10 protein-coding genes are annotated in these 16,986 nt (G+C 72.6%); 1 reads left to right on the forward strand and 9 read right to left on the reverse strand.

All coding sequences use genetic code 11. The annotated features are described in order from the left end of the window. Positions 1-17: 17 nt before the first annotated feature. From ACFYZR_RS31000 to ACFYZR_RS31025, 6 genes are all read right to left on the reverse strand, one after another. Complete coding sequence (locus tag ACFYZR_RS31000) at positions 18-1,199, reverse strand: glycosyltransferase (protein ID WP_391916452.1); 1,182 nt, start codon at positions 1,197-1,199, stop codon at positions 18-20. Further along, complete coding sequence (locus ACFYZR_RS31005; RefSeq protein ID WP_391916454.1) at positions 1,196-4,069, reverse strand: CDP-glycerol glycerophosphotransferase family protein; 2,874 nt, start codon at positions 4,067-4,069, stop codon at positions 1,196-1,198. The genes ACFYZR_RS31000 and ACFYZR_RS31005 overlap by 4 nt, the downstream gene beginning before the upstream one ends. Positions 4,070-4,072: 3 nt before the next feature. Continuing rightward, entirely contained in the window at positions 4,073-5,350 is a 1,278-nt protein-coding gene (locus tag ACFYZR_RS31010; RefSeq protein WP_391916457.1) for a glycosyltransferase family 87 protein, read from the reverse strand. Positions 5,351-5,366: 16 nt separating this feature from the next. Continuing rightward, complete coding sequence (locus ACFYZR_RS31015) at positions 5,367-6,935, reverse strand: hypothetical protein (RefSeq protein WP_391916459.1); 1,569 nt, start codon at positions 6,933-6,935, stop codon at positions 5,367-5,369. 3 nt (positions 6,936-6,938) lie between these two features. Further along, complete coding sequence (locus ACFYZR_RS31020; RefSeq protein ID WP_391916462.1) at positions 6,939-7,766, reverse strand: polyprenol monophosphomannose synthase; 828 nt, start codon at positions 7,764-7,766, stop codon at positions 6,939-6,941. A 146-nt stretch (positions 7,767-7,912) separates the two neighbouring features. After that, the gene (locus ACFYZR_RS31025; RefSeq protein ID WP_391916464.1) at positions 7,913-8,992 is read right to left on the reverse strand and encodes a sugar phosphate nucleotidyltransferase; all 1,080 of its coding nucleotides are present in this window, start codon (positions 8,990-8,992) and stop codon (positions 7,913-7,915) included. Positions 8,993-9,160: 168 nt separating this feature from the next. Between ACFYZR_RS31025 and ACFYZR_RS31030 the strand changes: the two genes are divergently transcribed. Then, the gene (locus ACFYZR_RS31030) at positions 9,161-9,742 is read left to right on the forward strand and encodes a GtrA family protein (protein WP_391916467.1); all 582 of its coding nucleotides are present in this window, start codon (positions 9,161-9,163) and stop codon (positions 9,740-9,742) included. Here the strand turns inward: ACFYZR_RS31030 and ACFYZR_RS31035 are convergent. From ACFYZR_RS31035 to ACFYZR_RS31045, 3 genes are all read right to left on the reverse strand, one after another. After that, positions 9,670-10,830 (reverse strand): glycosyltransferase 87 family protein, encoded by a 1,161-nt coding sequence (locus ACFYZR_RS31035; protein ID WP_391916469.1) that lies wholly within the window; start codon positions 10,828-10,830, stop codon positions 9,670-9,672. The two genes, ACFYZR_RS31030 and ACFYZR_RS31035, sit on opposite strands and share 73 nt — an antisense overlap. Positions 10,831-10,914: 84 nt before the next feature. After that, positions 10,915-15,921, reverse strand: a complete 5,007-nt coding sequence (locus ACFYZR_RS31040; protein WP_391916472.1) for an NAD-glutamate dehydrogenase — start codon at positions 15,919-15,921, stop codon at positions 10,915-10,917. A gap of 331 nt (positions 15,922-16,252) precedes the next feature. Further along, positions 16,253-16,957, reverse strand: a complete 705-nt coding sequence (locus tag ACFYZR_RS31045) for an HAD family hydrolase (RefSeq protein ID WP_391916475.1) — start codon at positions 16,955-16,957, stop codon at positions 16,253-16,255. Positions 16,958-16,986 lie beyond the last annotated feature (29 nt).

The following is a 16,986-nucleotide window of genomic DNA, read 5'->3' on the forward strand; positions in this document are numbered from 1 at the left end:
CCCGTCCCGTGGCGGGCCTAGCGGTCGATCTCCTCGAACAGCGCCTCCCAGCGGTCCAGGACCGCCGGCAGGGCCAGTGGCGCGACGTGCTCGCGCGCGGCCCGCCCGTAGCGCTCGCGCGCCGGGCCGTCCCCCATCAGCTCCCCCAGTGCTGCCGCGAACGCCGCCGTGTCCCCGTGCGGCACGAGCGTGCCCGTGCGCCCGTGGACGACCAGTTCGCGGACGCCGCCCGACAGGTCGAAGCTCACGCAGGGCACCCCGGCGGCGGACGCCTCGGCGAGGGCCATCGGGCGTCCTTCGCGCTCGCTGGTGAGGGCCACCAGGGACAGCTCCCGGTAGGCGGCGGCCATGTCGCGGACGGTGCCCCGGAAACGGACCCTGTCACCGACGCCGAGCCGGGCCGCCCGCGCCCTCAGCTCCGGTTCCTGGGGGCCGTCGCCGAAGAAGTGGAGCTCCCAGCCGGGGTGTCCGGTCGCTACGGCGGCGAAGGCGTCGAGCAGCCGGTCCAGCCGTTTGACCGGTTCCAGCCGCCCGACCGCGCCGACGCGCCGGCCGTCCAGGGGCGCGGGGGCGGGAGGCGCGAAGGGCAGCGGGTTCGGCATCACTCCGGCGTTCGGCAGCCGCCTGCGGCGGAATTCCGCCGCGTCCGGCTCGCTGAGGAACAACGACTTCTCCAGCGCCGGATAGTGGCGCAGGATCAGCTCCAGGTTGACGGACGCCCGCGCCTGGTGGAACGACTCGTGGTACTGGCCGATGGCCCGCACACGGGCAGGCCGCGCCACGGACTCCAGCCAGACCGCCGCCCACGGCGAACCGGCGATCACCAGCCCCGTACCGTCCTCCGGTGTCCCGGCGAACCGCCGCGCCAGCAGCGTCCGGGCCCGCTGTCGCTCCCGGCGCTCGGACCGCGCCGACCACAGCCGCGCCGGGCTCAGCCGCTCGGCGAGGGAGTCCGCCCGCCAGGAGGGCGCGGCGGGTGCCCGGTAGAGCGTGGTCCGCCGGTAGGCGGGATCAGTGGTGTACGCATGGGGCCGGGGGCTCGGCCGGATGCCGATGAGCTCGACGGCGTGGCCGCGCTCGGCGAACCCCTGGGCGAGGGTGTGCAGCACCCTCTGTGAGCCGCCCGTCGAATCGACGTCGATGCCGAGCAGGAACAGCCGCCTACGACGCTGGGCTGGGCGCTCGGCGGGGCGGTTCACCGGACGCTCCCTTCGAGGAGCAGGTCGAAGAACAGGTCGACCACGGCCTTGCTCGACCACCCGGTCTCCAGGGGATTGAACCGCTCCTGGAAGCTGGCGTACGCACCGGCCCATCGCTCGCGCACCCCCGTCAGATCGCCCAGCGCCGCGGCCAGGTCCCGCGTGGTGGCGAGCATCGGGCCGGGGGCGATGTCCGGCAGGTCGTAGTAGACGCCGCGCGAGAGGGCGCGGTAGTCCTCGTAGTCGTCGGTGTAGAGCAGGATGGGCCGGCCCAGGTTGGCGTAGTCGAACATCACCGACGAGTAGTCCGTGAGCAGGGCGTCCGAGGCGAGCTGCAAATCGTTGAGATCGGTGAACTCACGTCCGTCGCGCACCGCGTGCCCGAGCTCGCGGGGCACGGTGAACCGCTCGTAGTAGTGGGGGCGGACCACGATCGTCCACTCCTCGCCGACCGCGTCGACGAGCCCGGCCAGATCGACCCGGATCGACGCCCCGCTGCCGCGCTCGCCGTCCCGGAACGTGGGGGCGTACAGCAGCACTTTCCGGCCGTCGGGGATCTGCAGTCGCTCCCGGGCGAGAGCCGCCCGGTCGCGCTGCTCGGGCTCGTTCCAGCGGACGAGCACGTCGTTGCGCGGCAGCCCGGTGCGCAGCAGCCGGCCCGTGTAGTCATTGGCCCGTACGAACGTCCGCTCGAACTCCTCGCTGGGGGAGATCAGTGCGTCCCAGCGGGTCACCGTCGCGCGGTGCTGCCGGCGCCGCTCGGGGCTCGCCAGCCGTAGCTCGGGGATGTCGAACCCCATGTGTTTGAACGCCTGGCCGTGCCAGGTCTGGAGGTAGCGGGTGCCCGCCCGTTTGGCGAAGGACGCGGGGAAGCCGTGCGAGTCCACCCAGTAGCGCGCCCGGGCGACCGTATGGGCGTACTCCCAGCTGCCGCGCCTGACGAGCTCCACGCCCTCGGGGAAGGAGGACCGGTCGCCGGAGTACGACCAGACCGCGCGGATCGGGAGGCCGCGCCGGACGAGTTCCTCGTGGATGTAGCGGGGGCTGTCGGCGTAGCCGCGTCCTTCCAGGGCCTCGAAGACGACCAGCTTGTCGTCGATGGGCAGTTTCCGCAGCTCGTGATAGGCGAGGGCCTTGGCGCGGGGGCCGGTCGCGCGGCGGATCAGCCGCCCTGCACCACGACGCAGGGCGGGCCGGGCGAGGGCTTCGGCCCGGCCGAGGGCGCCCGTCCGTTCCCAGGTGAGCTCGAACCGTCCGGCGCCGTGCCCTTCGCACCCCGCCCGCACCAGGTGCCCGCCGATCCGTGCCCGCAGGGACGGCGCCGGGGCGGGGGCCAGCAGCGGATCGGTGCGAGTCAATCCCTGCCGGGTGAGCACCACGTGGGGGTGGCGGCGCCCCCGGAACCCGGTGGGCCCTAGGGGCACCCGCCGCAGATCGATCTCGGCCCGGGCGGTGCGCGCCTCCGGCGCCTCGGCGCCCTCCCCGCCCGGCTCGTGGCCCTTCCCACCCGGCTCCTCGTAGCCCTCCCCATCCGGCTCGTAGTGGAGAGGGACGACGAGGGGCTCAGCGGTCACGGTGACGCGCAGCTCCGCCGTGACGGGCACGGGCCCGGCCAGCAGCCGTGCCGGGTCGTAGGTGCGCAGGGTGAGGCGCAGGCGGCTCCCCACTGGCTCGACGCGCGTCACCTCGTGGCGTAGGGGGCCGGTGGTGAAGGGCTGGGCGTCCAGGCGCCATTCGGTGATGTCGAGCTCCCGGGCGGCCCGTTCGTCCTCGGGCAGTTCCCGTCCCCAGTACCGGCGCCCGGCGGTGTCGCACACGGTGTGGCGGGGGGCGACGCGGGGCCGGTCCAGGGTGCGCGCGCATTCGGCGGCTTCTTCGAGGCGGCCGGCGAGGAGCAGGTACTGGCAGACGCGTTGTTCGCGTGGCACCGTCTCCCAGGCGCCGGGCGCGATGCCGGCCAGGTAGGGGGCGACGAGAGCGGCGAACTCCTCGGTCCACCGCCGGTCGTGGAAGGGCAGGTCGCCGAGGTGAAGGCGGAGGTCGTGCCGGAGGAACTTGGCGTCCTTCGCGGGCCGCAGGCCGGCGTGGCCCGACTCCTCCAGGAAGGCGTCGACGCGCCGGGCGACGGCGATGCGGTCGGCGACGTTCCGCAGTTCGTGGCGGCTGGAGGAGATGGAGGGGCCCATGGCCGGGTCGCCGGCGAGCCGCCAGGTGTAGACGGGCCAGGGGACGACGGCGAAGGACCGGGCCAGGGTGAGGGCTTGGGCGGTGAAGAGCTGGTCCTCATAGTGGAGGTCCTCGGGGAAGCGCAGGCCGTGACGGGTGAGGAAGGCGGCGCGGTAGAGCTTGTTGGTGGAGAGGTGGTCGAGGAGGTACTCGGGGGCGGCGCGCAGGCCCGCCACGAGGCGGGCGTCCCCGAAGAGCTCGGGGTACCACAGGGCGGTGGTGCCGCTCTCCTCGAAGAGCCGGGTGACCTCGCCGGTGACGAGGTCGGCTCCCGTCTCCTCCGCGGCCAGCAGCAGTGATTTGCAGGAGTGGTAGGGGAGTTCGTCGTCGCTGTCGAGGAACATCACATAGGGGGCGCGGGCGGCGGCGATGCCGGCGTTGCGCGGGGCACCGCAGCCGCCGCTGTTGACCGGGAGCCGCAGCAGGCGCACGCGCGGGTCGCCGGCAGTCAGTTCCCGGGCGACGCGGGGAGTGCCGTCCGTCGAGCAGTCGTCGACGACGATCGCTTCGAGACGGCGCAGCGACTGCCCGAGGACCGATCGCACGGCGCGCGGCAGCCGTCCGGCGTCGTTGTGGACGATCACTACTACGCTGACCTCCGGGACAGGGGAGGACGCGGGAGCGGGCAGGGTTCGGGCGGACATGGTTCACCTCGCTTCCGGGTCGGGCCGGACCTCAGCCTCTGAAGACGCCTCGACCTCCGAACACAGAGAGTAACCATAACTACTCTCCGTGACAACCCCTCCGTCCGGCCCTCTCCCTCGCCACGCCGCCAGCCCCAGCACCGCCGCCAACCCGCCGAACATCACCACGTCCCGGAACGCGTGCCGCTGCGCGCTGTCCACCCCCGGCCACGGCACCCCGCCCAACTGCGGCACCAGAGGCACCCAGAACCACACCGACCTCACAGCTGCCCCCCGTACCACCACCGACGTGACCAGCGAGGGCACCACGACCAGCGCGTAGTTGAGGAACGACGGGCGCGAGACCACGAACGCGGCCAGCATCAGCAGCGCGGCGCACTCCACCAGCCGCAGCCCCGGGTCTCCCCCGCGGCGCCACCGCAGCCACGCGAAGTACAGCACCGCCGTCGCGGCCGCGGCCGCCAGCGCGAACGCCAGCGGGTGCGGCACCCCCAGCCGGGGCAGCACGGCCGGCCACGAGGCGTCGTACGGACGGGCGTACGCGTCCTGGCCGTGCAGCAGGAACGGCAGCGTCCGGGTGAAGAACAGCCCCGGCCCGGGCAGCGCGAGCGCCGCCGACAGCGAGATCACGGCGGGCAGCCCCAGCGCCCACGCCAACGCCCGCCACTGCCGCGCCAGGAGGAACAGCAGCAACAGCGGTACCAGCATCGGCTTGAGCGCGACGGCCGCCCCGACCACCGCACCCGCCGCGCACCACCGCCCGTCCCGCGCCAGCAGGAGGGCCGCCGGGAAGGCGACCACCGACGCCGCCGTCCAGTTGCCCAGGAACACCAGGCTCTGAAAGGGCAGGAACAACGCCGTCCCCAGCGCCAGCGCCACCGCCAGCCGGCTGTCCGCCCGGACCCCGAAGATCCGCAGCGCCAGCACCCCGCCCATCGCGACCAGCGCGCCGGTCACCACCGGCACGGCGTAGAACAGCACCTTCTCCGACAGGAGCGTCTGCGGCAGCGCCGCGAACACCGCCCCCGGCGGATACAGGAAACGCTTGTCCGCGTACGGCGACCCGCCGCTCAGCAGCGCCCGCGCCGCCCGCACCACCACCGCGTTGTCGATGCCGGAACGCGCCTTGCCGTACGCCCGCACCGAACTCAGGGTGAACACCAGCACCGCCGAGACCAGCGCGGGCCGGGGAGCCCGGCCGCGCAGCCACGCGGAGGCCATGTCACCGAAGGACGCCCCGGTCACCGGCGCGGCCACCGGACCGGTCTCCGGCGCGCTCACCGGTTCTCCGTCGTGCTCATCGTCCGACGACCTCCAGCAGCACGCGCCCGCCCGGCCCCTGGGCCGCCTTCCTGAGCGCGGGGTCACCGGGGGCCAGGCCCGCCGTCCCGTTCTTCTGCAGCACCCACCGCACGCCGTACTCCTTGAGGATGCCGAGCCGCTCGGCCCGGGAGGTGGCCGGGGCGAAGTAGCGCCGCGTGGCGTCGCGGCGCCGCTTCTCGTCGGGGAGGAAGAGGTCGGGATAGGCCGGGGCGACGGTGTAAGGGCCGTACGCGGGGAGCGTCCGCAGCGCGTAGTAGTCGTCCGTCATCACCGTCGCCCCTTTGGGCACATGCGCCACGGCCCAGCCGAAGCGCGGCCACAGCGCGATGACGGGCGCCTCGCGCAGCCCGGGCGGCACGGCGTCCCTCCGCAGCACATACGACAGCACTCCCGCCTGGGCCCACACCCCGGCCAGCAGTGCCGCCACCGTCACCACCGGCACACCGCGCCGCAACCGCTCACCACCGGCCCCACGGCCCTCAAGGGCCTCGGCCGTCTCGATGGCGAGCGCGAGTTGGGCCGGGATCAGCATGGCCGGCAGGGCCCTCCCCCACTCGTAATGGCCGCTCACCCAGCCCGCCGCGACGACCGTCGCCCCCAGCCCGAAGAAGAGCGCCAGGGGATCGCGGCGATCGCGCCACCACCGCGCCCCGAGGGCCACCACCCCCACGGCCACCAGGCAGAACCGCTCCGTCGCACGGCCGTAGAGCGCCCGGTGGACCGGGTCCAGCCCGCCCCCGCCGAGCAGCGCGGGAAAGGAGTAGTACGGCCAGCACAGCGGCAGCACCAGCGCCACGACGCCCCCCGCCGCCAACCGCGCCCACCCGGCCCCGGCCGGCCCCGGCCGGGTGCCGAGCAACACCGCCAGGACCCCCAGCACCGCGACGACGCCGGTGAACTGATGCACCAGCAGCACCGAGCCCAGCAGGAATCCCAGCCCCAGGTGCCCCGGCAGCCCCCAGCCGGCCGTCCGTGCCCGGCGCAGCAGCGCCCACAGCCAGCAGGAGAGGCCCAGGGCGAAGGTGCCCGGATAGGCGAGGGTCAGGCTGAGCGAGGCCAGCCCCGGCATCCCGCTCCACGCGAACGGCACCACCCCGTACAGCAGCAGCCCGCACAGCAGCGCGAGCGGCACGGCGGTCCGCGCCCCGCCGGACGTCCAGCCGAACGTCCGGGTGAAGGCGGCGAGGCCCGTGCCCAGCAGGGCGAGCCCGGCGAGCCCGGCCAGCCGCAGCACCCCGAAGGTGCCCCAGCCGGTCGCCCTCGCCACCAGCGCCAGCGCGACCGTCCACGGCGAGTAGTACGGGCTCGGCGTGTCCTCGTCCACAAGGGGGTTGCCCGGGTGGACCGGGTCCGCGCGCAGCCGCTCCAGGACCGCGGCGTGCATCCCGAGGTCGCCGGACCACGGCAGCCGCACCACCATGAGCAGCAGCAGGGCGCCCAGCAGCAGGACGGCGACCGCGGCCGTCCGGCGCGGCAGCCCCGCCCGGCGCGGCATGCGCACCCGGGGGAACGGCGGTGCCCCGAGGGCCGTGGGCGGGCTCACGGGTCAGCGGGGGCGTTTGCCGGCCGCGGGCGCGCGGAGCGCTCTGGACCGCAGCCGCCAGGGCATGGCCACGGATTCGAGTTGCACGGCGAGGTTCATCTTCGACTCCCCGGCGGTGCGGTCCTCGAAGTGGATGGGCACCTCCATGACCGTGAAACCCGCGCGCAGAGCGCGGTATTTGGTCTCGACCTGGAAGCTGTAGCCCGCGCTGTCGACGCTGCCGAGCCCCACGGCCCGCAGGGCGTCCGCGCTCCACAGGTTGAAGCCGCTGGTGATGTCGCGGACCCGGGTGCCGAGGATGCCGCTGGCGTAGGCGTTGGCCCAGCGGGAGAGCAGCTTGCGGTGGGCCTTCCAGGCGTCGGAGAGGGTGCCCCCGGGCACGTACCGGCTGCCGACGACCACGTCCGCGCCGGTGGCGAGGGCGACGCCGAGCATCTCGGAGATCTTCCCGGTCGGGTGGCTGCCGTCGGCGTCCATCTGGAGGACGTACACGGCGCCCTCGGCGACGGCCCGCTCCATGCCGGCCGCGTAGGCGCGGCCGAGGCCGTCCTTGGTGGTGCGGTGCATGATGCCCATGCGCGTCCGGCCGGGCTCGTTGTACTTCTCCGCCAGCTGCTCGGCGACGGTGCCCGTGCCGTCGGGGCTGTTGTCGTCGACCACCAGCAGCCGCAGCCCTTCGAGGGGCAGGGCCATGAGCGCCTCGGCCATGGTGGGGAGGTTCTGCGCCTCGTTGTACGTCGGCATCACGACGGTCAGCGGGGTACGGCCCCATTCGGCGGGAAGCGGTGCGGGCAGCGGTGTCGCGGTGGCGGGGGTGCGCGGAGGGCTCATCAGCGGATCCTCGGCAGACGGAGGGCGGGAGTGGACGGCTGGCGGAAGTGGGCGGCTTGCGACAGTTGGCGGTCGGCGGACGTTCAAACATTGAGGCGGACGTTCAAACACTAAGTCGGTGTTCGCGTACGGGCAGGCGGTGACGCTCAGACGGCCGAGAAGCGGATGGCGGCGTCGGGGATAGCGGTCCCGCACCAGATGCGCGCCCCCTCGCGCAGCTCGTTGTCCCCGCCGATGTCGGAGCGGTCCCCGATCACCACGTCGTCGAGGAGGGTCCGGGGGCCGACCCTGGCGCCGGTGCCGACCATGGACGCCCGGACGTGCGCGCCCTCCTCGATCCGGGCGCCGTCCAGCACGACGGAGCCCTCCACGACGGCGCCCGCCGCGACGTACGCGCCGGCCCCCACCACCGTGCCGCCGAGCAGCCGTGCCCCGTCCGCCACCCGGGCGCCGGGCAGCACCAGGTACTCGCCGGGGTCCCCGGGGACGGCCGGGGAACGGACGACGCCGCGCACGAGGTCCGCGGACGCCTGGACGAAGGCCGAGGGACGGCCCAGGTCCAGCCAGTACGAGGCGTCGACCACCCCGTGCAGCACGGCCCGGGCAGCCAGCAGCCCGGGGAAGGTCTCCCGCTCGACGGAGACCGGCCGCCCCTGGGGGATGGTGTCGATGATCTCGCGCCGGAAGACATAGGCCCCGGCGTTGATCTGGTCGGTGACGATCTCCTCGGGGCGGCGCGGCTTCTCGGTGAAGGCCAGGACCCGGCCGTCGGGGTCCGTGGGCACCAGCCCGAACGCGCGGGGGTCGGCCACCCGGGTGAGATGGAGGGTGACGTCGGCCCGGGCCCGCTCGTGGCGCAGCAGCAGGTCCCCGATGTCGAGGCCGGTGAGGATGTCGCCGTTGAAGACGAGCACGGGGTCGGTGGGCCCGGAGGTCAGGGCGATGGAGGCGTGCCGGATGGCCCCGCCCGTGCCCAGCGGCTCCTCCTCGTGGACGTAGGTGAGCCGCAGCCCGTGGGCGGAGCCGTCGCCGAAGTAGGGCTCGAAGACCTCGGCGAGGTAGGAGGTGGCGAGCACGACGTGCTCGACGCCGGCGGCTCTGGCGCGGGCCAGCTGATGGGCGAGGAAAGGCACCCCGGCAGCCGGGACCATGGGCTTCGGCGTGTTGATGGTGAGCGGCCGGAGCCGGGTTCCCTTGCCTCCGACGAGCAGTACCGCCTCAGTCATGCCAGTTCCTCGCCATGCCAGACCCTCGTCATGCCAGACCCTCGCCGTCCTGCCGGATCCTCGCCCATTGTGGTCGCAACGTCGCACTGCGTCAGTTTTTGCGGCAATTTACACTACAATCGGTTGTCTACGTGAGATGTCCGCTACGCGTGGCGACCGTATCTGGAGATGCCCTTGCGACCGACGGAACCGACGGAATCGAGGAGGAGGCGTCCGCCCGGCCGGGGGAGGGTGGCGGCGCTGGCCCGGGAGTTCGCGAAGTTCGGCACCGTGGGCGGGCTGGGGATCTTCGTCAACCTCGGGGTCTTCAATGTGTGCCGGGGCGCCACCGGCCTGCCGGTGGTGCGCTGCAGCGTGGTCGCGACGACCGTCGCCATCGCCTTCAACTACCTGGGCCTGCGCCACTTCACCTACCGCGACCGCGACAGGAGCAACCGCAGCAGGGAGATCGCCCTCTTCGTGGCCTTCAGCGGCATCGGACTGGTGATCGAGAACGGTGTCCTCTACATCGCCACCTACGGCTTCGGCTGGGGCGGGGCGCTCCTCGGCAACCTCTTCAAGTTCCTGGGCATCGGCACGGCGACCCTGTTCCGCTTCTGGTCCTACCGCGCCTGGGTGTTCAGGGCCCTGCCCGGACGGGCCGTGCGCCACGGTTCCCCTCACGGCGACCCGTCGAATCACGGCGACCCGTCGAACAGCACGAGCAACCCGGCCGCGTACCAACCCGAGACCACCGCACCTCCACCGTAGAGACACACCCTCACCCCCAGCGGAACACGCGCGAGCGGCCGGGCCGCCAACAACAGCGGAACCGGCAGGAACGGCAGCATGAAACGTGGCTTGGAGTACGGCGAGCCCGGCGTCCCCACCATCAGCAGCCAGGCCCCGGCGACGGCCACGACCAGCGGCCAGGGCACCCGCCGGTCCAGTGCCAGCGCCACCACCGCCGCCGCCGTCAGCAGCACCACGGCGACCACGGCGGCGTGGCGCACATCGGTGACCGCGCGGGGATCACGGTAGAGCAGGACCTCCCGCAGGAAGTCCGCGGTGCCCGCGCCGAAGTCGAACGTCTGTCCCCAGGCCCGCTCCGCCTCGAACCAGCCGTCCCAGCGCCCCACCCGGCTGCCCAGGTAGAGCCAGCCGCCCAGCAGCCCCAGCGGCGCCAGGGCCAGCGCCGCCCACGGCCGCACGCCGTCCCGCCGGCGCAGCACCGCCCCTCCGGCGGCCAGCAGCACCGTGGCGATCAGCACCGTCGCCGTCGGCCGTACGGCGCCCGCCAGGGCGCACAGGACGCCCGCCGTGACCCAGCGGCGCCGCACCAGCGCCACCAGGGCCCACATCAGCAGGGCGCTGAAGACCGCCTCCGAATACGGCACCCACAGCGCGAAGGCGTACGGCGAACAGGACCACAGCGCCACGCACGCGTACCCGGCGCCCCGGCTTCCCCCGCAGTGCCGTACGAGCGTGTACACCCCGGCCCCCGCCACCGCCGCCGCGCACCAGGAGATCAGCACCCCGGCGCAGTCGGGAGGCAGGCCGGTGACCACGTGCAGACCGCGGATCAGCGCGGGGACGAGCGGGAAGAAGGCGAGCCGGCTGTAGTCGGGCGTGCCGTCGGGGCGGTGCGGGATGAGGCGGGGATAGCCCCGCTCGGCGATCCGGAGATAGTTGCCGCTGTCCCAGCGGTACAGCAGCCAGCGCGCCCCATGGCCGAGGTGGTGATTGACCAGCAGCAGGACGGCGAAGCCGACGGCGGCGACGGCCAGCTGGACGGCCGCCGCGACGGCCGTCTCCCGGTGCGCCGTCCGGAAGGCCGCGAGCCGCGGAACGACTGTCATCCGACTCTCTCACGCATGCGAAAAGGGCGGCCCCGGGGGTTTTCCCCGGAGCCGCCCTCTTCATGCCGGTGCGGCGGTCACCCGTCAGGTGTGCGAACGCAGCAGGGTGCGCATCGTGCGCATGGCCACCGACAGGTTGGCCAGGTCGAACGCGTCCGACCCGCGGATCTCGTCCAGCGTCGTCCGCGCCCGGGTCAGGATCGCGGCGTTCCGCTCCTCCCACGTGGCGAAGCGCTGCTCCGGCGTGAAGGAGCCGTTGCCCGCGGAGAGGACCTCGGCCGTCAGCGAGGCGTGGGCCGCGTAGAGGTCCTCACGGATGGAGGCGCGGGCCATGGACTGCCAGCGGTCGGCGCGCGGCAGCTCGATGATGCGGTCCATCAGCTGGGTGATGTGCAGCCGGTCGGCGAGGTCGTAGTAGACCTCGGCGACGCCCAGCGGCTCCTTGCCCGTGCGCTCGGCGGTGGCGACGATGTCCAGCGCCGGGAAGACGGACGAGAAGCCCGCGACCTTGACCGCCAGCTCGTCGGGCACCTCGGCGGCGACGAGCTCGTCGTGGATCGACTGCCACCACTCGATGTCGGCGCCGCGCAGCAGCTTGGGCAGCTCGGCCCAGACCGTGTCCACGCCGTCGCGGAAGAACGCGATGGTCTCCGCGAGCTCCAGCGGCTGCGGGCGGTTGTTGAGCAGCCAGCGGGTGCCGCGCTCGACCAGCCGCCGCGAGTGCAGCCGGATGCGGGTCTGGACGTCGGCGGCGACCACGTTGTCCAGGCCCTCGACGGCGTCCCAGACCTCGTTCAGGCTGAAGATCTCGCGGGCCGCGGTCTGCGCCCGGACGATCTCCTCCAGCGAGGCGCCGGTCTCCTCCCGCAGCCGGTGCAGGAAGGTCGAGCCACCGGAGTTGACCGTGTCGTTGACCAGGACGGTCGTGACGATCTCGCGGCGCAGCGCGTGGTTGTCGATGTTCTCGCCGAACGACGTGCGCAGGGCCTGCGGGAAGTAGGCGTAGAGCAGTCGCTGGAGGTACGGGTCGTCGGGCAGCCCGGTGGTGAGCAGCTCCTCCGCCGTGGTGATCTTGATGTAGGCGAGCAGGACGGCCAGCTCGGGCTGGGTCAGGCCGCGGCCGGCGGCCAGCCGCTCCCGGATCTGCCGGTCGGTGGGCAGGAACTCCAGGGCGCGGTCGAGGTGGCCGTCGCGGGTGAGGCGGCGCATGATCCGCTGGTGGGCGTGGAGCAGGCTGGGCGCCTGGGCCACACCGTTGGCCAGGGCCACGTTCTGCGCGTAGTTGTTGCGCAGCACCAGCTCGCCGACCTCGTCGGTCATCTCGGCCAGCAGCTTGTTGCGCTGCTTGACGGTCATGTCGCCGTCGGTCACCAGGGCGTTGAGCAGGACCTTGATGTTCACCTCGTGGTCGGAGGTGTCCACGCCGGCGCTGTTGTCGATGGCGTCGGTGTTGACCCTGCCGCCGGTCGAGTCCGGGCCGCCGATCAGGGCGAACTCGATGCGGCCGAGCTGGGTCAGACCGAGGTTGCCGCCCTCGCCGACGACCTTGACGCGCAGGTCCCGGCCGTCGACGCGGATGGCGTCGTTGGCCTTGTCGCCCACGTCGCCGTGCGACTCGGTGGACGCCTTGACGTACGTGCCGATGCCGCCGTTCCACAGGAGGTCGACCGGGGCGCTGAGGATGGCCTTCATCAGCTCGGCGGGGGTCATCTTGGTGACGCCGGGGGCGATGCCCAGGGCCTCGCGCACATGGGCGTTGACCGGGATCGACTTGGCGCTGCGGGGGTGCACGCCGCCGCCCGCGGAGAGCAGCTTGGTGTTGTAGTCGGCCCAGGAGGAGCGGGGCAGCTCGAAGAGCCGGCGGCGCTCGGCGTAGGAGACCGCCGCGTCCGGCTTGGGGTCGATGAAGATGTGGCGGTGGTCGAAGGCGGCGACCAGGCGGATGTGCTCGGAGAGCAGCATGCCGTTGCCGAAGACGTCACCGGACATGTCGCCGACGCCGACGACCGTGAAGTCCTCGGTCTGGGTGTTGTGGCCCAGCTCGCGGAAGTGCCGCTTGACCGACTCCCAGGCGCCGCGGGCGGTGATGCCCATGCCCTTGTGGTCGTAGCCGGCCGAGCCGCCGGAGGCGAAGGCGTCGCCCAGCCAGAAGCCGTAGGACTCGGCGACCTCGTTGGCGATGTCGGAGAAAGTCGCGGTGCCCTTGTCGGCGGCGACGACGAGGTAGGTGTCGTCCTCGTCGTGGCGGACGACGTCCTTGGGGTGGACGACCTCGCCGCCGACCATGTTGTCGGTGATGTCGAGCAGACCGGAGATGAAGGTCTTGTACGAGGCGATGCCCTCGGCGAGCCACGCGTCACGGTCCACGGACGGGTCCGGGAGCCGCTTGCCGACGAAGCCGCCCTTGGCGCCGACGGGCACGATGACGGTGTTCTTCACCATCTGCGCCTTGACCAGGCCCAGGATCTCGGTGCGGAAGTCCTCGCGCCGGTCGGACCAGCGCAGACCGCCTCGGGCGACCTTGCCGAAGCGCAGGTGCACACCCTCGACGCGCGGCGAGTAGACCCAGATCTCGAAGGCCGGGCGGGGCGCGGGCAGGTCCGGGATGGCCTGCGGGTCCAGCTTCAGCGAGAGGTACGAGTGCGGCTCGCCCTGGCCGTTCCGCTGGAAGTGATTGGTGCGCAGCGTGGCCTTGATGACGGTGAGGAAGGAGCGCAGGATGCGGTCCTCGTCCAGGCTCGCGACCTGGTCGAGGGCGCCCTCGAGCTCCTCCAGCAGCCCCTCGATCAGCTCGTTGCGGCCGTCCTGCGGGAGGGCCGGGGACATCCGGGCCTCGAACAGGTTGACCAGGAGGCGGGTGGTGTGGACGTTGTTGCTGAGGGTGTCCTCCATGTACGCCTGGCTGAAGGTCGTACCGGCCTGCCGGAGGTACTTGGCGTAGGCCCGCAGCACCATCGCCTGGCGCCAGTCGAGACCGGCCCGCAGCACGAGGTTGTTGAAGTTGTCGTTCTCCGCGGCGCCGGTCCACACGGCCGCGAAGGCCTCCTGGAAGCGGGCGCGCGCGTTGTCGCCCACGATGTCCCCGGGCAGCCGCAGCCCGAAGTCGTAGATCCAGGCGGTGGTCCGGTCGGCGCAGCGCAGCTCGTACGGGCGCTCGTCGACGACCTCGACGCCGAGCCGGTGGAGCACCGGCAGGACGGCGGAGAGGGAGACGGGCTCACCCGTGCGGTAGATCTTGAAGCGGCGCTCGCCGGGGCCCGCGCCGACCGGCTCGTACAGGCTGAGCTCGAAGTCCTGCGCACCGCCGGCGGTGGTCAGCTTCTCCAGGTGGGCGAGGTCGGAGACGGCGCCGCGGGGGGTGTGGTCGGCCTTGTAGCCCTCGGGGAAGGCCTGGCCGTAGCGGCGCAGCAGCTCGGCGGCGCGCTCCTCGCCGACCTCGGCGGTGAGCGTCTCGGCGAAGCCGTCGGCCCAGGAGCGGGCGGCCTCCACGAGGCGGGTCTCGATGCGGTCGGCGTCGGCCTCGGAGAGCTCGGGCAGCGCGGAGCCGGGCTCGACGCGGACGACGAAGTGCAGCCGGGAGAGGACGGACTCGGTGTTCCAGGCCGTGAAGTCGACGCTGGTGCCGTTGAGCTCTTCCTTGAGGATGTCGATCAGGCGCAGCCGGACGCCGGTGGTGTAGCGGTCGCGCGGCAGGTAGACCAGGGCGGAGTAGAAGCGCCCGTACTCGTCGCGGCGCAGGTACAGCCGCAGCCGGCGGCGCTCCTGGAGGTAGAGCACGCTGGTGGCGATGGCGCGCAGCTGGTCGGCCTGGATCTGGAAGAGCTCGTCGCGCGGGTAGGTCTCCAGGATCTGGAGCAGGTCGCGCCCGTCGTGGCTGTCGGGGCTGAAGCCGGCGTCGTCCAGGACCTGGGCGACCTTGCGGCGGATGACCGGGACGCGGCGGACGGACTCGGTGTAGGCGGCCGAGGAGAACAGGCCCAGGAAGCGGCGCTCGCCGACCACGTTGCCGGCGGCGTCGAACTTCTTCACCCCGACGTAGTCGAGGTAGGAGGGGCGGTGGACGGTGGCGCGGCTGTTGGCCTTGGTGAGGACGAGCAGCTTGTGCTCACGGGCCTTGGCGCGGGCGTCCGCCGGGAGCCGGCTGAAGGACGGCGAGGTGGGGCGGGGCAGCGGGGCGTGGTGGCCCTCGTGGTGCCCGTTGGTCGTGTGGGTGGGGTCGGAGCGCAGGACGCCCAGGCCGGTGCCGGGGACGGCCGTGAGGACGTCCTCCTCCTCGCCGTCGGTGGTGACCTTGGTCAGGTCGTACTCGCGGTAGCCGAGGAAGGTGAAGTGGTCGGCGGCCAGCCAGCGCAGCAGCTCACGGGCCTCGTCGAGCTCGGTCTGCGGGACGTCGGCGGTCGGCTCCTCGGCCAGGCCCTCGGCGATGCGCAGCGCGGCGTCGCGCATCTTGCCCCAGTCCTCGACGGTCTCGCGGACGTCGGACAGGACGCGCACCAGGTCGGCGGAGATCTGCTTGAGGTCGTCGCGGTCGGTCTCGCGGTCGATCTCGACGTGGATCCAGGACTCGACGAGCGCGTCGTGCGGCAGCTCGGTGTCCTTGCCGTTGCCGTGGGCGTCGCAGGCGGAGCCGAGGACCTCGAGGAGGCGGCCGGTCACATCACGGCGGACGACGACCTGCGGGTGGATGACGACGTGGATGCCACGGTTCTGGCGGGAGAGCTCATTGGTGACGGAGTCGACGAGGAAGGGCATGTCGTCGGTGACGACCTCGACGACGGAGTGGCTGGACGTCCAGCCGTTCTCCTCGACCGTCGGCGTGTGGACGCGTACGTTCGCGGTGCCCTGCGGCCGGTTCTCGGCCAGCCGGTAGTGCGAGATGGCCGCGCCGTAGACGTCGACCGGGTCACGGCCGGTGAGGTCCTCGGGAGCGGTGTGCAGGTAGTAGCGCTGGAGGTAGGCGGTCAGGGTCTTCTGGTCGAGCCCGCCCTCGCCCTTGGGGCCGGCCGGGTGCGCTCCCCCCGGGCTGCCTTCAGCGACCCGGGCCGCCCGCTCGAGCAAATCGGCCTTTGCTTCGTCCAGCTTGGTCTGCATGTCCTCTGGCTCCTGTCGCGCGCCGTTGCGTGACATAGGTGGTGATGGCTTCACGTCGCGACTCGGGGTGTCCGGTCGTCACCGACGGTCCGCCGGGATGAGGGGTGGCCGGGCGGAACACGGCGAACGCCGTCAGGAGAGCCCGGCTCCGGGGATCCGCTGCGATGGCCCGGGCGCGGTGGCGGCCCGGGGGCAGGACAGGGGCGACGGCGCCCCTGCTGGATATCGCGCTGATCACCTGGTAAGGCTATCGCTCTTCCCCCGGGACGCGTCCATGAGCAGCATCTATACATTACGGCCACGAAACCTTCGCACTCTGGACAGCACGGCCTCAGATCACGAGACGTTCCGCCTCGGCGACGGCCTCCGCCAGGCTGTCCACCACCGGCACGCCCGCCGCCGCGAGACTGCCCCGGCTGTGCGAGCCGCCCGTGTACAGCACGGCGTGGGCACCGATGTGCGCCGCCGCGACGGCGTCGTCCACGGCGTCCCCGATGACCACCGTACGCCCGGCGGCCACACCGTCCAGCCCGGCGAGATGGCGCGCCATGTGCTCCGTCTTGCTGCCGCCCGAAGGTCCGGTGCGTCCGTCCACCCGGATGAATCTGCGCTCGATGCCGAAGCCCCGGACCAGCGGCAGCAGATCCTCGTGCCCGTACATCGACATGATCGACTGGGTGCCGCCGGAGTCCTGCCAGCGCGCCAGGAGCGACTCGGCGCCGTCCGTGAGGCCGCAGCGTATGTGGTGGTCCGAGTAGTGCCGGTGGAAGACGACGTCCATGTGCTCCCACTCGGCCTCGGTGGGGAGGCGCCCCATCAGGCGCTCGTAGAAGCGCGGGATGGGGACGCAGTACAACTCCCGGTATCTGGCCAGGGTGATGGGCGCCAGGCCGATCTCGGCGAAGGCGGCGTTGGTCGCCGTGATCACCGCGTCGATGTCGTGGAACAGCGTGCCGTTCCAGTCCCAGACGATGTGCGGCGGGGCCTGCGTGCCCCGCTCCCCCGTGCCCCGCGCGCCCATGCTGTGCGTACCCATGCTCACGACCGTACCGTCCGGGTCCGACA

Origin of the sequence: Streptomyces sp. NPDC001678 (assembly GCF_042892945.1) — a bacterium.
GTDB lineage: Bacteria > Actinomycetota > Actinomycetes > Streptomycetales > Streptomycetaceae > Streptomyces.